Here is a 17,690-nt window from a genome sequence, read left to right as displayed (position 1 = left end):
TACAACGGCACGGTGCCAGTGGTCAGCTACACCGTCACCGACGGCTCCGGCAGCAATGTCATCTCGACCCTGAACATCAGCGTCACACCGGTCAATGACCCGAGCGTCCTGACTGCGGATACCAATACTGTTGCTGAAGACCACGGTGCAACCGGCAACGTGCTCGGCAACGACAGCGATGTCGATAACACTCTGAGTGTCGCGACATTCACCGTACAAGGCGTCACCGGTTCCTTTAATGCGGGTCAAGGCGCGACGATTACCGGTGTGGGCACGGTGACTATCGCCGCCAACGGTAACTACAGCTTCACCCCTGTGGAGAACTGGAACGGCGCCGTGCCGACCGTCAACTACACCACTAACACCGGTTCTACCAGCACGCTGAATATCAGCGTCACACCGGTCAACGACGCACCAACCGTCCATTCCACTTCCGCTAGCGGTAATGAAGATCAATTGATCGCCGTGCAGCTCGGCGGGAATGACATCGACGGCAGCGTCGGCCATTTCAGTCTGACCAGCCTGCCAGCCAATGGCGTGTTTTACGCTGACGCCGCCGGGACCATTGCGTTGACCACCAGCAGTGTGATCTCCGCAACCGCCAACGGCGCAACGGTGTACTTCAAACCCACCGCCGACTGGAGTGGCACCACCCACTTCACCTACAGCTCGACCGACAACCAGGGCATGCCTTCCGCGTCTTCGGCAACCGGCACCATCGTCGTCGCGCCCGTAACCGATACTCCGAGCCTGTCGTTGACCGGTGGCGGGTTGGTCGTCTCGACTGACCTCCAGGAAGTCGCGCTGAACAGCGGGCATGCCGACGTTGATGTCAGCAAGCTCGGCGGCGGCGTATGGCACACTGACAACAACGGTGGCATGGTCGAAATTGGCCAGGGCAGCGTCTACGGTGCCGGCGGCGATAACCAGGTCATCGAACTGGAACGTAATTCCGGCGATGTGAGCAACCTCTACACCGAGATCGCTACCAAGGCCGGCACCACCTATAACGTGTCGCTCGACTATGCACCGCGTGCGGGTGTGGATAACTCGCTCATCAATGTGTACTGGGGCGGCCAACTCATTGGCACCCTGAATTCCGCGACCGCCGGCATGCAGCACTACAGCTTTGACATTCCGGTTACTGTCGATGGCAGCCAGAAACTCGAGTTCCGCGCCGGGGACAACAACAGCCTGGGCGGCGTGCTGGACAACATCAACGTCACTCAGGTGCTCAACTCGGGCCTTGAAGACAACGCGATCCTGTTGTCGACCATCCAGGCCCACACCAATGACGCCGATGGTTCGGAAACACTCAAGATCACTCTGAGCGATTTGCCGACGGGTTCCAGTCTCACCGATGGCACCCACACCTTCAATGCAACCAATGGCTCGACCTCCGTGGACCTCAAGGGCTGGGACTTGTCCACGCTCAAGCTGACTCCGCCGACGAACTTCAATGGCGACATCACCCTGACCGTAACGGCCACCGCCAAAGACGGCGACGCCCCAAGCGCCAGCACCTCACTGCCACTGGTGGTGCACGTTGCGGCCGTCGATGACGCAAGCGTGCTGCAATTGGACCGGATCACCGTCGACGAAGACCACGACGCGATCGGCAACGTGTTGACCAACGACCACGATGTCGACAATGCCCTGAGCGTCTCCAGTTTCAGCGTGAACGGGGTCAACGGCAGCTTCACTGCGGGCCAGACCGCGACCATTATCGGTGTCGGAACGCTGATCATCGCCAGCAACGGCGACTACACCTTCAAGCCGGCGGCCGACTGGAATGGCAACGTCCCACAGGTGACATACACCACCAGCACTGGCTCGAGCAGTACGCTGAACATCACCGTTACTCCGGTTGATGACAACTTCACCGATGCCAGCGAAACGGTTTCCACTCTGGAAGACACCGCTCTTACCGGCAGCGTCCTCACCGGCACGAGCAGCGTCGACGGCGACGTGACAGTGCTCAACTTCACCATCGGTGCGACCAATTACACGGCAGGCGCCACGGCGATCATCGCCAATGTCGGCACCCTGGTCATTGCGGCCGATGGCGCCTACACCTTCACTCCAGCCGCCAACTACAACGGCACCGTGCCACCGGTCAGCTACACCGTCACCGACGGCTCCGGTCCTGCCGTCACTTCAACCCTGAACATCAGCGTCACCCCGGTCACCGACGTCACCACAGTGACCTTGACCGCGACGCCGAGCGTGAATGAAAACGGCACCATCACTTACACCGCGACCTTGACGGACGCCCAAGGCGCGCTAGTCACCGCGCATACCGCGCCGGTCACCGTGACCCTGGACAGTGGCAAAACCATCACCATCGCTGCCGGCCAGAGCTCCGGCAGCCTGCCAGTTACCATCGGCAACGACGTCTACATTGGTGCGCCATCGGTCACCGAGTCGATAAAGACCGCAGTGGGGGGCAACCTCGAAGAGATTTCGCCCAACAAAACATCCGTGTCGACCAGCGTTAGCGACTTCCAGGACACAACGACTGTCAGCATCAGTGGCAGCAGTTCGGTGACTGAAGGTCAAACCGCGGCTTATACGGTCAGCCTGACCAACCCTGCACACGGCGAAGTGACGCTGAACATCGTCTACAGCGGCACCGCCGCCGACGGTTCGGACTTCCGCGGCGTGTCTATCGTGAAGATCCCGGCAGGCGCCAGCAGCGCCAACTTCAGCATCGCAACCCTGGACGACAGCATCACCGAAGGCACTGAAAACTTCGTGGTCAGGATCGAATCGGCCACAGGAGGTAACTTCGAGAACCTGGCGGTCAGTACATCGAACGGCAGCGTCAGCACTTCGATCATCGACAACGATGCACCACCAGTGCTGGACCTCGACGCCAACAACTCCAGCGGCGCGACCGGTGCCAACTACAACTTGACGTTCGCCGAAGGCACCAGCGGCCCGGGCCTATCAATAACCGACGGCGATTTCACGATTACCGACTCGGACAGCACCACGCTGACCGGCGCGACCATCGTGCTGACTAACCGCCAACCAGGTGACAACCTGAACCTGGGCAACAGCGTTGATGGCATCAGCATCAACAGCAATCACTTGGATGGCTCGATCACGCTGATCCTGACGGGTACGGCGACGCTGGCTCAGTACATTGAGCGCATCAAAAACATTACGTTCACCAATGACAGTGAGAACCCTAACGCCGTGCCGCGGACTATCACCGTGACGGTGACGGATGGCAGCACCTACTCCAACACCGCGACCACCACGGTCAACGTGGTGGCGGTCAACGACGCACCGGTCGCCGCACCGGTTAACGTCACCGGTACCGAAGACACCCCGCTGATCCTCGGCTGGTCGACCTTCGACGTCCGCGATGTCGACAGCCCCGACGCCAGCCTCGGTGTAAAAATCACCGGTCTGCCGGCGGACGGCAAATTGCAGTACCTGAACGGCTCGACCTGGACCGACTTGACGCCGAACCAGACCATCACCAAGGCTGACATCGACGCGGGCAAGTTGCGCTTCATGCCGGACGCCAACGAGTCTGGCGCCAACGGCTATAACAGCGGCACGGGCAACAATCTGGCGGATTACGCGCAGATCCAGTTCCAGCCAACCGATGGCACACTGCTGGGCAGCACCGGCACGATCAAAATCGACATCACCCCGGTGGCCGATGCGCCAACGCTGAACGTCGCCAGCAACAACGTGACGTCGACAGGCTTGATCAAGGAAGTCTGGACTGGCTTGGCCGGCCTGGGCACCAACGGAAACGGCGCGCCATCCGACACGCTGAAATCGGTGATCGATGCCGCCGGTAAACCGAACTCCAGCAGCACCGTCGGCAACGTGCAATCCAGTGGCGATGTGGCTGCGGGCACCGCGTCGAAGACCTCCGGCCTGATTTACCTCGAAGCCGGCAAGACTTACACCTTCAGCGGCAGTGGCGATGACAGCCTGTTGGTGACCATTGGCGGCAAAACCGTGGCCAGTGCGTTGTGGGGGAATGGCGGGGCGATCACGGGGTCGGGCTTCGTGCCGACTACCACTGGCTACTACACTCTCGACATCTACCACCACAACCAAAGCGGCCCAGGCAGCTATGACGTTAACCTGTCGGTCAATGGCGGTGCAGCGGTCGACCTGAGTAGCGCCGGCGTGCCGCTGTACACCGGCGTGGCGGATCTGGCCGCTTCCGGCGTGACGGTTTCCGACCTGCACGGCACCAACGGCGAAGGCTACTACGACGGCTACAAACTCAACACAGGCGCCGAAGGCACCAGCGTTCATCTGTCCGCAATCACCACCGCACGGACTGACGTCGACGGTTCCGAAAGCCTGAGCGTGAAGATCAGTGGCATTCCGGCGGGCTCGGTGCTCACCGATGGCGCGGGTCACACCTTCACTGCCACCGCGACATCCGGCGAAGCCATTGTCACCGACTGGAACCTCAGCTCCCTGACCGTAACCCCGCCTGCGTATTACAACGGCCAGTTCAACCTGACCGTGACTTCGACTTCCACCGAGGCACTTGGCGGGTCGACACTCAGTACCGCGACGATCCCGGTCACCGTTTACCCGGCGGTCTACAACACGCTCACCTTGACTGCGGGTGACGACGTTCGGGATGGCACCAGTGGCAATGACATCGTGGTGGCAGATATCGGCGGCCTGACGGTCGTACCGGGCCAGAATTACAACCTCGCGTTTATGGTCGACAGCTCCGGCAGCATGAGCGCGTCCTCCGTAACGTCAGCGAAGAATTCCCTGGTAGCCGTGTTCACCTCGCTGATCGCCAGCGCCACCTCGCTAAGCGCGAATGCGGGCACCGTGAAAGTGTTCCTCGTGGACTTCGATTCGCAGGTCAACAAATCGATTTCGATCGATCTGTCGAAAGCGGGCGCTCTGGACGCATTGAAGGGGGTCCTCAACAGCATGCAGTCTGGTGATTACACCAACTACGAAGACGTGTTCAAAACCACCGCAAACTGGTTCAAAGGCCCTGACGCGCTGAGCAACCCCAACGCGATCAACCTCACCTACTTCATCACCGATGGCAAGCCGACTGCTTATACGCAAAGCGAACAAACCAATCCGCTGGTCGTCGACTTCAAATCCAATGGCGGTACCGACATTTACCTCGACACCGTATTGAAGCAAGGCTCCTACACACCAGGAACCGAGTTCAGAATGGACATCGGCGGTGTGAGTCGCCTGGTTGTTGATGCCTCGGGTAATTTGTACAAATGGTCCGAGAGCTCGAAAAATGAATGGAGCTCGAAACAGTACGGCTCCGGCCTGCAAGTTCACGCTCAGGGTGACGGCACCTATGAACTGTCGGATAACGCAGGCAGCGGCTATGCCGACAGTACCAGCGCGAACAATGCGGTAGAGGCGTTCGCGTTGTTTGCTGCCGCAAACTCTAAAGTGCAAGCCATTGGCGTGAACAGCGGTGTCTCGGAAAGCGACCTCGCACCGTATAACACCACCGATGGAAAACCGCTGGCCAACATCAACCCGGCAGATCTGGCCAACGCAATTCTCGGCCACAGCGAAGCGACCCTTCCGGGCAAGGACACCATCAACGGCGGCGATGGCAATGACATCATCTTCGGCGATCTGGTGAGCTTCAATGGCGTGACGGGTGAGGGCTACACCGCGCTGCAGGCTTTTGTCGGCAAGGAAACCGGTGTCGAAACCAACAAAGTCACCTCAAGTAACGTGCACCAGTACGTCACTGAGCACTACTCCACGCTCGACGTGTCTGGCGCTCACGATGGTATCGATAATCTGTTGGGTGGTGCCGGCAACGACATCATCTTCGGACAGGGCGGTAACGACAATCTCTACGGCGGTAGCGGCAACGACATCCTGCTCGGTGGCACTGGCAATGATTTGCTGGAGGGTGGTGTCGGCAATGACACCCTCATCGGTGGCGCGGGCACAGACACCCTCAACGGTGGAACTGGCAACGACACGCTGATCGGCGGCTTGGGTGGCGACACCTTCGTCTGGAAAGCGGGCGACACCGGCACCGACGTGATCAAGGACTTCAATGCCAGTCAAGGCGACCGCATCGACCTGCGTGATCTGCTGCAGAACGAGAGCGGCAGCACCATCGATAACTTCCTGAAGATTTCCACGGTGGATGGCGTGTCGTCGCTGCAAGTCAGCTCCGGCGGCCAGTTCAACTCCGGCAACGCGGCGGCTGCGACACCGGATGTGACGATCAAGCTGGAAGGTAACAACTGGTCCTCTGCCAACCTGAATAACCTGATCGCCGGCAGCGATCCGACCATCAAGGTTGACCACAACAACAGCTGATCCAACGTAAAACGGCCGCCCTTATGGGGCGGCCGTCACGTTTGTGCCTTTCTCCACGGTGACGATTTCGTCGCCGCACCGCATACTCGCGTCCAGTTGGCCTATGCTGCTGACAGCATGACGCTGGTTCATTTCTGAGGGATGCTCAATGTTTTACGTGCAACGCGATGCGCAAGGCCAGTTGGTGCGCGTGGAAGCCGCAGCCTACGCCGAGGCCACGGAAACACTGCCGGCCGACCACCATGAAATCCAGGCCTGGTATGCCAACGAAGTGATGGAAACCAGCCTCAAACAGCTCAAGCAGAGCGACCTGGAAATGATCCGGGTACTCGACGACTTGATCCAGGTGCTGACCAGCAAAGGCGTGATCCGCGTCACCGACCTGCCGCCAGCAGCACAAGCCAAACTGATGGACCGGACCCAGGCCCGTGAAGCCTTGGGTGGGTTGAGCCATTTGATCGATGATGAAGAAACCGGGTTGATTTAACCCCGCACATTGATCGTTCCCACGCTCCGCGTGGGAATGCCTAAAGGGACGCTCCGCGTTCCAGCCTCGCCGCCGGCATTGCGCCTGGCACTGTTGTGACGCGGAGCGTCACGGGCTGCATTCCCACGCAGAGCGTGGGAACGATCATCTGCGCTAAACGTTGACCGAACCCGCCGCCAACTCTGGCAACTCAAGCTGATCCAGCGCTCGCTCCACCAATAAATGGACCCCATCGGCTATCCGGCTAAGCGCCAGCGCGACGCAGCGGCGTGTGCCGTCTACATCGTCGGCAAGGTCGGCGGCGATGGCGCTGATGGAGAGCAGGTCTTCTGAGGCGTTGGCCAGGAGGGCTTCGGTGGGGATGTCGGGGGAGACGGTGAAGAGATGGCCTCTGCGGTGAGAAGGCGGATTGGGGGTAACTTTGAACATGTTGTATCTCCATCTGTATTGGGAGCTACGACCGTTCGCTTGCACGCGAATGGGGTGGCAGCTGTGCGCGAGTGTGCAAGACCGGGCAGACGGACCCCGGCAGATAGTTCTCGAAAGAACGATCTCCCACGCACAGCCGCCATAAAACAAGCACCGCGAGCATGACTGCCCGTCACGTAACCAATGGCGTTGCGCGTCGTCTTGTACCCGGACTTGCACGTCCGTGTCACCGATTATTCAGTGACAAAGCCAGACTAGACTTGCGCATTGCCCGGAACAAGTTCACCAAAACCGACGCAACTCGAAGGGAATCTCCTAGGAATTTGCCTTCAGATTTTCCGACCAGATCGTTCCCACGCTCTGCGTGGGAATGCCTCAAGGGACGCTCCGCGTTCCAGCCTCGCCGCCGGCATTGCGCCTGGCACCGTTGTGACGCGGAGCGTCACGGGCTGCATTCCCACGCAGAGCGTGGGAACGATCAGTGGGTTAGTGCCAAGGCTTGGGCTCACCAAACAACTGCCCCTGAGCCCCATAAAGCCCCATCTCGCGAATCACCGACAACTCCCCTTCCGTCTCGACCCGCTCGGCAATCAGCGGCAAATCGATGCTGTGCGCCGCACGCTGGATCGCTTCGATGAACAGGCGTTTGTCACTCTCCTGATCAATCGCGCGAATGTAACCGCCATCGATCTTCAGGTACGCCAGCCCCAGTCGTGCCAGGTTGCCGATCATGCTGAAGCGCCCGCCAAAACGTTGCAGGCTCAGGGAGAAGCCGAGTTCTCGCAGACGCCGCGTCAGCTCTTCCAGCATCGCTTGTTCCGGCAGCTGCTCCTCGCCGATTTCCAGTGTCAGGCGCGGCCCCAGATTGGAATGGGCGCGCAAAATTTCGAAGATCTTATTCAGTGCTTGCGGATCGCCCAACGTCGCCGACGACAGGTTCAGCGCCAGCGACTCTTCGTGCTCGGCCATCTGCTCAAGCACCAATTCCAGCATCAGCCGGTCCAGTCGCGCGGTCCAGCCAAAACGCTCCAGCCAAGGCAAGAAGCGCCCGGCGGGAATGGTCTGCCCTTGTTCATCGACCAAACGCGAAAGCACTTTGTAATGCAGCACCAGTTGCGTGTCCTGGCTGGCCACGACCGGTTGGAAATACAGCTGGAACCGGCGCTGCTCCAATGTCTGGTCCAGCAAGTTATTCCACGCATGATGGTCATCACCGACACTGGCTAACGCGCTGTGATCCAGGCACGCCCAACTCGGCTCGCCCTGGGCTTCCGCCTGGGCCAACGCCTGATCGCCGAGTCCGAGCACCGCTTGCGGCGAGTCGCCATGAACAAACGGCGCCAACCCGATCGAAGCCACCGAGGCCACATCGGTGGCGCCCGTTGCATGCAGGCTCGCCAAGGCACTGTCGAGGTTCTGCGCCAGTTGCAACGCTTCTTCCCGCACCAGCCCCGGCGCCAGCACGGCGAATTCACCGCCGCGAATACGCGTGACGAGGTTCTGGGTTTCCGGGAACTTGGCACACTCGCGGGACAACTGCTCGCCCACGGCTTTCAATAACTGGTCAGTACGCTGACCACCCAAACGCTGGTTCAAACCGGCCAGGTCCTTGACCCGCAATAACAGTAGATACCCCGAACTGGCCTGCTCCGGATTGCTCACCCGGGCGTTCAATTGCATCTCGAAATAACGACGGTTGGCCAGCCCGGTGAGGTTGTCCTGATAAGACTCGACCCGCAGTTTTTCACTGCGTTCGGCCTGTTCCTGGAACAACGCCTTGAGCTTCTCGACCATCTGGTTCATGGCCTGCACCACCCGTCGCAGTTCGGGGGTGCGCGGCAGTTCCGGCAGGCTGAGGAATTCGCGTCGGGCAATGGCGTGGGATTGCTTGACCATGTAATCCAGTGGTTTCAATTGCCGGCGCAACAACAACGCCCCCAGCACTGCGCTCACAGCGCCGCAAATCAACAACCAGCCGAGACTGCCCAGCGCGCTCTGCCACAGCTTGGCCAGCGCGAACATCGGGTGGCTGACGACCTCGACCCGCGCCGCTTGCTCCCAACCGCGGCTGACAATCGCGTCGCCACCGGCGGGTTCAAGGCCAATCATTTTGACGAACCAGTCCGGCACGTTGTTGACCGCAGGAATCCCGTTGCGCTCGACAATGGTGTTGTCGTTGCTCAGGTCGACGACGCGGATGCTTGAGTAGTAACCACTGTCGAAAATCGAACTGACCAGCAACTCGACCATCGCCGGGTCGTCGATGTTCGGCGTCAGGGACAGCGCCAGCGCCGTCGCGGCGTCCTGGGCGTGGGAGCGCAACTGATTGACGTACTGGGTGCGCGAGCTTTCCAGGCTGACCATGAAGCTGCCGGTGAAGGCGACCACCAGGAACAGACAAATTGCGATCAACAGCTGTTTGAACAAAGACATCTGAGCGCGTGCTCCTAGTTTGTCGTTTCGACCGGGAAACCTTCGGCCTGCATTTTCTTCAACACGTCCTGCCAGCGGGACAGACGTTTGGTGTCACCGACTTTTTTCGTGCCCTTGGCGCCGGGCAAATACAATCCTTGCGCATTGAAAGAGTAGACCGGTAACAGATCGGTCCGCTGGCTAGCGGGTTTTATCTCGTTGATCAGGCTGTCGAGTACCAGTGGCATGGCCTCGGGGCTTGAATAATAGGTCAACACCATGTGCGCCCGATTCTGGCGCAACGCCTTGACGTAGGTGATGCGCAACTTGTCACTGGAGACGCCGAGGTGGCGCAGGCTGAAATACTTGGCAATCGCGTAGTCTTCACAATCACCGGCACCCCTCCAGAGCGCTTCGATGGGGGTTTCCCAATAGTCGACCTCGTGCCACAGATCGATGTCCTCTACGTAGCGCACTTGATGGTTGATGAACCGGTTGACCACGTTGAGCTGTTCCAGCTCGCTCATCTGCTTCTGAGTGGCCAGCAACTGCTGCCAGGCATCGATCCGCTGCTTCCCTTCACCCAACGGCCCGTACAAATCCTGAGCACGGCGACTGATCAGCGAAAAGTCCCAATCGGCCTGCAAACCGCCCAGCATGACGCCGGCCAGCAACAGCGCACAACATAGCCAGCGCAAAGTCCTTGGGATTGCGAAACGTACCGCCAATGCGAGGCATCCAGGTCAGGCAAATGGAATTCGGCCGATGGTGCAGGTTAGCCCGGCAAAAGACAATGGCACGGTGCAATCACGGGCGACGCGCTAGACTTTGTATTGTGGATGACATGAAAAGCTTACGAATGAGAACCTTACCGGTTTGACAAGCTTCATCACAGTCACTAGTGTCCATTTGGATCCAAATATTTCAGTCGAATAGGGTGCGAGTAGTGCCACAAAAGACCAACCCTCTCAGCAGCATCAAGGTCAGCGGGCCGATTCCCGCTCACCTCGCACGCTCGGTGATCGAAGAAACGCTGCGTTCGGCGATTCTCGATGGGCGCATCCCTTGCGGCACCGCGTTGCGGCAACAAGACTTGGCCGACTTGTTCGGCGTCAGCCGCATGCCCGTGCGCGAAGCCTTGCGCCAGCTCGAAGCCCAGGCGTTGCTTAACGTTGTCGCCCATAAAGGCGCCGTCGTCGCACCGCTGATTTCGGGTGATGCCGTTGAAACCTATGCGCTGCGTATTCTGTTGGAATCTGAAGCCCTGCGACTCTCCATTCCATTGCTTGAGAAAGCAGACTTCGAGCAGGCTGCGCGTCATATCGATGACATGGAAACAGAACATGATTACACCGAGATTGGCCGGCTCAATCGCCTGTTCCATATGTCGCTGTACAGCAAGACGCCCAACCGTCGATTGTTGAGTCTGGTGGAAGAAGGGTTGAACGAAGAAGAGCGTTTCTTGCGTTTCAACCTGGAAGCGATGGGCCTGGGCAAACTGTCCCAAGACGATCACCGAGCACTATTACTGGCTGTGGAAGACCGAGACATCCAGCGCGCAGTAAAGATGCTCGAGAATCACCTCAACCGGGGTGTCGAAGTCATTACACGCTACCTCGCCAGCCCTGAAGCACTTAACAAGAAAATCTCCCGGTAAACCGAGCCGTCAGCCGGAACGAGCAAATCGCGCTGCTCGTTTTCGCTGGCCGCTACGGCGCTAAACCCCACTCTAGAGCCGCGCCCTCGATTCCCCCCTCCCAAGCCCACTCATTGAACCGAGCAGATGACGTTTCGGTGATAGCGGCCGCCTTGAATTACGCTCACTCTTGAACTGCAAAACGAATCAACGGGCGACGCTACGCACCTGCGCAGCAGTCCTCGCAACAAGAACCTAAGGAAGGAGTCTTGTCACGGGAAAGGAAGCACCGGTGTTGATCCCAGCCAACTTCCACCCCCTAAAGTCACGTCAACGACTCAACTATGAAGTTGCTTCGAGTGAGGCATTCACTCTTCATTTGAATTCTGACGATTATTAGTCGGAAGGAGCAACTACGCCAAAATAAAACTTCAACCTAAAGTTTTATTGAAACTTGTCGCGCCGTAAAAACCTGAACTTTTATTTAATTGAAAAATGGCTTGCCGGAAACTTAATCCGTGTATTAGTTTTTGTTCGCCGCACTTAGCACAGGCCTGCAACCCTTGGCCTGCGGACCAACGTTCACTCATACCGATCAATTCGCTTGAGGTACTTATTCGCCCATAAAAATCTTTAAACGACACACAGTTATTGATCGCTACTTCCTGAATGACACTTCAGATCACTTATAGGCTCGCTCATGAAAAACAACAAAGAACGCCTCATCCAGAAGAAAGCAGAACTTAGTTCACACCCGATCTTCTCTGAAATACATTCACTGTCGGTACTTCAACGCTTCATGGAAGCCCATGTATTTGCCGTGTGGGACTTCATGTCGCTGACCAAGCGTCTGCAACAGGAACTGACTTGCGTTCAACTTCCCTGGCTGCCGCCACGAGACCCGCAGGCTGCGCGCCTGATCAACGAAATCGTACTGGGCGAAGAGTCCGATGATCGTCCTGCCCACGGTCATTTCAGCCATTTTGAGTTGTATCTGGATGCGATGCGCGAAGTGGGTGCCAGCACTGTCGCGGTGGAACGCTTTGTAGCGTTGCAGCAGGAAGGCATGAGCTATGACGTTGCGCTGCAAAGCGTGGACGTCGATCCCGCGGCGGCGCAGTTTGTGCGGCACACATTGCTCACCGCGTTGCATGCCCCGGGACACAGCGTTGCAGCGGCGTTTTTGCATGGTCGTGAGAGTGTCATTCCGCAGATGTTCCAGCGAATTCTCGACGACTGGGGCATCGGTATCGAGCAAGCGCCGACTTTCCGTTATTACCTGGAGCGGCACATCGAAGTTGATTCCGAAGACCACGGCCCGGCGGCGCAAATGCTTCTCGCGCGGTTGGTCGATGGCAATCCGCAACGCGAAGCGGACGTCTACGCCAGCGCCATTGCCGCCGTAGAAAGCCGCATTGCCCTCTGGGACGGCCTGCGTCTGAGCATGGGTGAACCTTTGCCTGAGGTGAGCGCATGAACGCCGCCGACTACCAATCCTTCGCCGACGCCTGGGAGAGCCGCGCGACCATCCGCACTCGACCACGGCGGGTGTTGGAGAACGACGACAAGCTGATCTATCCCTTGAGCCGGCAGCCGCTGGTGTTGAGTGAAACCTTCCTGCGCCAATGCCCGGAGCAGCGGGACTTTGCTTTGGTGCAGACGCTCTACAAATTCATCAACGACGTAGTGATTTTCGAAACCGAGATCGTCGACAAGACCGCACGCAGCATCGCCAAGAATCGCTTCACCGTGGCGTTCCCGTTTGCCTGCCGTTATGACGCCATGACCGTGGTGGTGGACGAGGACTACCACGCGTTGGTGGCCATGGACTTCATGCAGCAAACCATCGCCATGACCGGCATCGCGCCAATCGGGTTACCCGACGAAATCGAACTCAGTCGAGCCATCCCGGCGGCCATCGCACGCGCACCGGAACACCTGCGCAGCGCTGTCGAATTGATCTGCGTGGCGATTGCCGAGAACACCGTGACCGGCGATGTCGCGGCGTTCGCCAAGGACGACACGGTCAAGCAGTCGATCAAGGGCCTGATGGCCGATCACTTGCTGGACGAAGGCCGCCATTCCGGCTTCTGGGCGCGACTGGTGCGCATCTACTGGCACACCGCGAGCGAAGACGATCGCCATTGCATCGCGCAGATCCTGCCGGTGTTCATCGGCCATTACCTGACCAATGACATTCAGAAGTCCTTCGACTTCCGGCTGATCGAGTCTTTACCGATCAGCGAGGGGGCACGTCAGGCACTCAAGCGCGAAGTCTCGGGGCTGGCCTTCCCGATCAATCGCCATCACCCGCTGGTCGCCAACATCGTGCGGTTTTTTCGCAGCAGTTCACTGCTCGACTCGCCGTGTGTGCAAGACGCACTTAGCGATTACCTGGATTAACAAGGAGTACATCCATGAGACGTCTCGACATTTTGCTCATTGGGCAAAGCCAGGCCTTGACCGACCTGGCGCTGGAGCTTGAACAACACGGTCATTCGTTAATGCGGTTCGACACCCGCAACGAGCTACCGGCGTTTGATTTGTTGATCGACGACGCGAGTCAGCCGTTTGCGCGCTTCGGCGAAACACCACGACTGACGCTGCAACTAGGTGTCGGTGGCACAGAGGCTGGCGGCTTGCCGTCGCTGGACGTGTTGTGCACGTACAACTCGGCTTTGTTCACTCGCGCGCCCATCGCCGACGTGTCCTCCGGCAACGGCCAGGCGCTGCGCCTGCGGGCGGTGGCGGAGCTGGTGGATCACGTCGCGCTGCTGGTCAGCCGCTTCTCCCGGGATGCCGAGTATTTTCTGCATGCGCAACCGACAGCGCCTGCTCACTTTGAGCGGGTGGAAAATCTGTTGTGGCTTGAACACCTGGCCTTCGTCCATCAGCTCAACTGCACCGATCAACCCGGGCTGCTGAAACTGAGCCAGGTCCCGATGATCGAGCGCCTCGAACGACGCCTTCTTCAATCCGCCGAACGACCTGCGCTGACCATCGGCGGTACGACGCGGAACTATGGGCAACTGCACGCCCACAGCCGAGCTATCCAACAGCAGTTGCAGCCGCTGCTCGATCAACATCAAGGGCCGTTAGTGGTCGGGATCTGCCTGCCGAAATGCAGCGCGCTGTATGCAGGGATTCTGGCGATTCTCGGCAGCGGGGCGGTGTATGTGCCGCTGGAGCCGAGCCACCCGCTGCAACGTCAGCAGTACATTCTTTCGGATGCCGGGGCTGTGTTGTTGCTGCATGACCGCCAGCATCCGCTCGCTGACGTCATGCCGGGGCTGGACATTAGCCGCATCGATGTCGACGACGTGAACCTCGAGCACCCTTTGATGCGCCACCAGCCCGACCTCGATGCGCCGTGCATGGCGCTCTATACCTCGGGCACGACGGGGCATCCCAAAGGCGTGTTGCTCAGTCAGGCCAACCTCGCGCACTTTACCGCGTGGTACGCCGACTACGTGCAAGTCACTGAGCAGAGTCGAGTGTTGCAGTTTTCATCGGTGAGTTTTGACTCGTCGCTGATCGACATATTCCCGACCCTGCTTCAGGGCGCCGAGCTGATCGTGCCCAGTGACGATCAACGTCGCGACCCCTTGCAACTGGTCGAACTGATCCGCCGCCGGCAACTCAGCCACGCATTTTTGCCACCGGCACTGTTGAGCATACTGCCGCTGGATCAGCTGCAGAGTCTGGATCATGTGATGACCGGCGGCGACGTGTGTGAACCCTGGGTGATCGAGCAACTGACTCGCCAAGGCAGGCTATACAACCTGTACGGCCCGACCGAAGCCACGGTGCTGATTACTGCGCGGCAGTTGCGTCCCGGCGACAGCAATCGAACCCTCGGCGCACCGATTGCCAACAGCCAGGTGCTGATTCTTGATGAAGACTTTCAACCGGTAGCCGACCAAGGCGTCGGTGAGTTGTACATCGTCGGGCCGGGCGTGTGCCTGGGGTATTTGAACAATCCGCAGCAGACAGCCGAGCGCTATCTGAATCTGACTGTTCCAGGCGGCAAAAGCCTGCGCGCCTACCGGACCGGCGACATGGCGAAGTGGACCCGCGACGGCGTCGAGCTGTGTGGGCGGCGGGATCACCAGGTGAAGATTCGCGGCTTCCGGGTTGAGCCGGAAGAGATTGAACGCTGCCTGCGCGACAGCCTGTTGTATCGCCAGGTGGCGGTGGTCATCGACAGTCAGCGGCGAATCCTGGCCTTTCTCACGCAACCTCAGGAAAAGCAGCCCGGCGCCGCTCGCGAAGCCTTGAAGGCTCACGCGTTGCAGCTTTTGCCGGACTACATGCAGCCGGTTGCCTGGACCGAACTGCAATGCATGCCCTTCGCCAGCAATGGCAAAGTCGACCGCAGAGCGTTGCTTGCAATCCCTGTCAGCGTTCAGGAAAACACTACTCGGCGATTACCTGCGAGTGCCGATGAGGCCCTGCTATTGGAGATCTGGGCGGAACTGTTGGAGCTGCCGGCCTGCGACATTTCTACTGATGAAAGCTTCTTCAATCTGGGCGGTCACTCGATCCTGTTGTCGCGCATGTTGCTGCGATTGCGTGAAGAGTTTGGTCGCAGTATCTCGATCAACCGATTCATCGAACTGCCGACGATTGCCAAGCTGGCAACTTTGGTGCGTGGCTCCGGCACCGAAGAGGTGTTGAGTGAAAAGGCCTTGTCTGATGCCTTTCGTGAGCTGGATGTTAAGCCGCTGCCCATCAGCCAAATGGGCGATGTCCACAAGGTGATCGTAACCGGTGCCAACAGCTTTGTCGGCGTGCACATCGTCGAGGCGCTGCTGGGTTGGGGGGCCACTGAGGTCGCCTGCCTGGTGCGCGATGGTGGTGGGCAATCGGCGGTTGAGCGCTTTGCCCATGCGCTGCGCGAGAACCGGCTGGAGCATCTCGACTTGAGCCGGGTGCGGGTGCATGCCGCAGACATCACTCGTCCGTCGCTGGGACTGTCCGATGAAGTTTACGAGCGCCTCGATCGAGAGTTCGGCGCGCTGGTGCACAACGCTGCCAACGTCAATCACGTACTCGATTACGAGTCACTGGCGCGGGACAACGTCGAACCCATTTTCGAGTGCCTCAGGTTGTGTGAAGGGCGCAGCAAAAAGGTCTTCAATTTCGTCTCTACGCTCTCGGCGTCCAGCACGATGACCACCGAGGGCCGGGTGCTCGAATTGCCCGCCGCGCACACACCCCCAATCTACATCAAGAACGGCTACAACCTGTCCAAGTGGGTCGGCGAACGGATTCTTGAGCGAGCTCGCGAGCGTGGGGTACGGGTCAATCTGTATCGCCCCGGCAACATCAGTTTCAACAGCCGCACGGGTGTCTGCCAGCCACACAAAAACCGCTTGATGCTGATGCTCAAAGGCTCGATCCAGCTTGGCCAGGTGCCGAAGTTCGCGCTGAATTTCGACCTGATGCCAGTGGACTTTCTCGCCCGGTTCATCGCCTTCCATGCCAGCCGCTATCAGCCCGAAAAAGCGGTGTTCAACCTGCACAACCCCGAGCCCCTGAGCTGGGATGACTACGTGGTCTCCTTTCGCGAGGCCGGGCGGGAATTCTCCATGGTCAGCGTCGCTGACTGGCAGCAGCAACTGGGCCGGGTCGACAGTGACAACGCGCTGTTCGGCGTGCTCGGTTTTTACCTCAACGGCTTCGAAGAAGACATCGGCGATATCTCGATGATCGGCCACGACAACGCCGAGGCCGGGGTGCGGCAGATGGGCGCGCACTATCCAAAAAAATCACCGGCGCTGCTGCGTCGTGGCTACGACTACCTGAAAGAAATCAACTTCATCTGATTCAATCCAAACGGAGTAAAACCATGAGAACTCTGCAACCCGATACCCTGATCAAAAACCCTCAAGGCTGCCCTGTGGTGTCGTCTGTGGAAGTACCCGCCGAAGCGGCGAAAGTCTGGTCAATCGTCGGCAACTTCGCAGGCTTCGAGCAGTTCATTCCAGCGCTGTCGCATATCGAAATGACGGGGGAAGGCGTGTCGTCCTTGCGCAAAAAATTCTTCAAGGACGGCAACCTGGTGGTCGAGCAACTCAACTCGCGGGATGACCACGCGTTGAATATGACCTGGACCACGATCTACAACACCTTGGGTGTGGCCAATTTGTGGGCTGCGATGAATGTTGAGCCGCTGGGAGTGGGCAAGTCCCGTGCGACTTGGACCATCATCGCCGAACCAGCGCAGGGAGGGGGGGAGGCTCTCCCGGGGTTCAAGGCGTTTGTGCAGGGGTTTGCTGATGATGCGATGAATAATGTGTTGAAGCTGTTTGTATAAGTCTGAGTTTGATCGATAACGCAGGCCTGAAACGACAAAACCCCTGTCTGCGTTAGCAGACAGGGGTTTCGGAATTTAATCTT

Annotated in this window: 9 protein-coding genes and 1 pseudogene; 7 read left to right on the top strand and 3 right to left on the bottom strand. The window is 58.9% G+C overall.

The window, feature by feature from the left end:
- The first annotated feature begins 18 nt into the window (after positions 1–18).
- Positions 19–6,324, top strand: coding sequence for a tandem-95 repeat protein (locus tag PMI22_RS03085; RefSeq protein ID WP_050550239.1), 6,306 nt, complete (start codon positions 19–21; stop codon positions 6,322–6,324).
- A gap of 148 nt (positions 6,325–6,472) precedes the next feature.
- Positions 6,473–6,811, top strand: a complete 339-nt coding sequence (locus tag PMI22_RS03090; protein WP_007948790.1) for a hypothetical protein — start codon at positions 6,473–6,475, stop codon at positions 6,809–6,811.
- Between the two features lie 153 nt (positions 6,812–6,964).
- Here PMI22_RS03090 and PMI22_RS03095 read toward each other — a convergent pair.
- The 3 genes and pseudogenes from PMI22_RS03095 to lapG form a co-directional block, all read right to left on the bottom strand.
- Positions 6,965–7,216: pseudogene (locus PMI22_RS03095) on the bottom strand (DUF6124 family protein); the annotation flags it as partial.
- Between the two features lie 510 nt (positions 7,217–7,726).
- On the bottom strand, positions 7,727–9,673 hold the full coding sequence (gene lapD / locus PMI22_RS03100) for a cyclic di-GMP receptor LapD (RefSeq protein WP_007948788.1): 1,947 nt from the start codon (positions 9,671–9,673) through the stop codon (positions 7,727–7,729).
- 14 nt (positions 9,674–9,687) lie between these two features.
- A complete protein-coding gene (gene lapG / locus PMI22_RS03105) occupies positions 9,688–10,380 on the bottom strand; it encodes a cysteine protease LapG (protein ID WP_007948787.1) in 693 nt (230 codons plus the stop codon).
- A 218-nt stretch (positions 10,381–10,598) separates the two neighbouring features.
- Between lapG and PMI22_RS03110 the strand changes: the two genes are divergently transcribed.
- From PMI22_RS03110 to PMI22_RS03130, 5 genes are all read left to right on the top strand, one after another.
- Positions 10,599–11,309 carry a GntR family transcriptional regulator gene (locus PMI22_RS03110; protein ID WP_007948786.1) on the top strand — a complete coding sequence of 237 codons (711 nt, stop codon included), beginning with the start codon at positions 10,599–10,601 and terminating at the stop codon, positions 11,307–11,309.
- A 679-nt stretch (positions 11,310–11,988) separates the two neighbouring features.
- Positions 11,989–12,765, top strand: a complete 777-nt coding sequence (locus PMI22_RS03115; protein ID WP_007948785.1) for a DUF3050 domain-containing protein — start codon at positions 11,989–11,991, stop codon at positions 12,763–12,765.
- On the top strand, positions 12,762–13,691 hold the full coding sequence (locus PMI22_RS03120) for a diiron oxygenase (protein WP_007948784.1): 930 nt from the start codon (positions 12,762–12,764) through the stop codon (positions 13,689–13,691). The genes PMI22_RS03115 and PMI22_RS03120 overlap by 4 nt, the downstream gene beginning before the upstream one ends.
- Before the next feature lie 14 nt (positions 13,692–13,705).
- On the top strand, positions 13,706–17,116 hold the full coding sequence (locus tag PMI22_RS03125) for a non-ribosomal peptide synthetase (RefSeq protein WP_007948783.1): 3,411 nt from the start codon (positions 13,706–13,708) through the stop codon (positions 17,114–17,116).
- 23 nt (positions 17,117–17,139) lie between these two features.
- Positions 17,140–17,607 carry an SRPBCC family protein gene (locus PMI22_RS03130; protein WP_007948782.1) on the top strand — a complete coding sequence of 156 codons (468 nt, stop codon included), beginning with the start codon at positions 17,140–17,142 and terminating at the stop codon, positions 17,605–17,607.
- The last annotated feature ends 83 nt before the right edge of the window (positions 17,608–17,690 follow it).

This window comes from Pseudomonas sp. GM21 (assembly GCF_000282215.1).
Taxonomy (GTDB): Bacteria; Pseudomonadota; Gammaproteobacteria; order Pseudomonadales; family Pseudomonadaceae; genus Aquipseudomonas.
Note: the sequence above shows the minus strand (reverse complement) of the source record. Positions and strands in the feature narration are given on the sequence as shown.

What these genes read in the sequence shown, in the direction of transcription:
- PMI22_RS03090 (WP_007948790.1), top strand. Translation starts at nt 6,473, where the DNA reads ATGTTTTACGTGCAACGCGATGCGCAAGGCCAGTTGGTGCGCGTGGAA.
- lapD (WP_007948788.1), bottom strand. Translation starts at nt 9,673, where the DNA reads ATGTCTTTGTTCAAACAGCTGTTGATCGCAATTTGTCTGTTCCTGGTG.
- PMI22_RS03115 (WP_007948785.1), top strand. Translation starts at nt 11,989, where the DNA reads ATGAAAAACAACAAAGAACGCCTCATCCAGAAGAAAGCAGAACTTAGT.
- PMI22_RS03120 (WP_007948784.1), top strand. Translation starts at nt 12,762, where the DNA reads ATGAACGCCGCCGACTACCAATCCTTCGCCGACGCCTGGGAGAGCCGC.
- PMI22_RS03125 (WP_007948783.1), top strand. Translation starts at nt 13,706, where the DNA reads ATGAGACGTCTCGACATTTTGCTCATTGGGCAAAGCCAGGCCTTGACC.
- PMI22_RS03130 (WP_007948782.1), top strand. Translation starts at nt 17,140, where the DNA reads ATGAGAACTCTGCAACCCGATACCCTGATCAAAAACCCTCAAGGCTGC.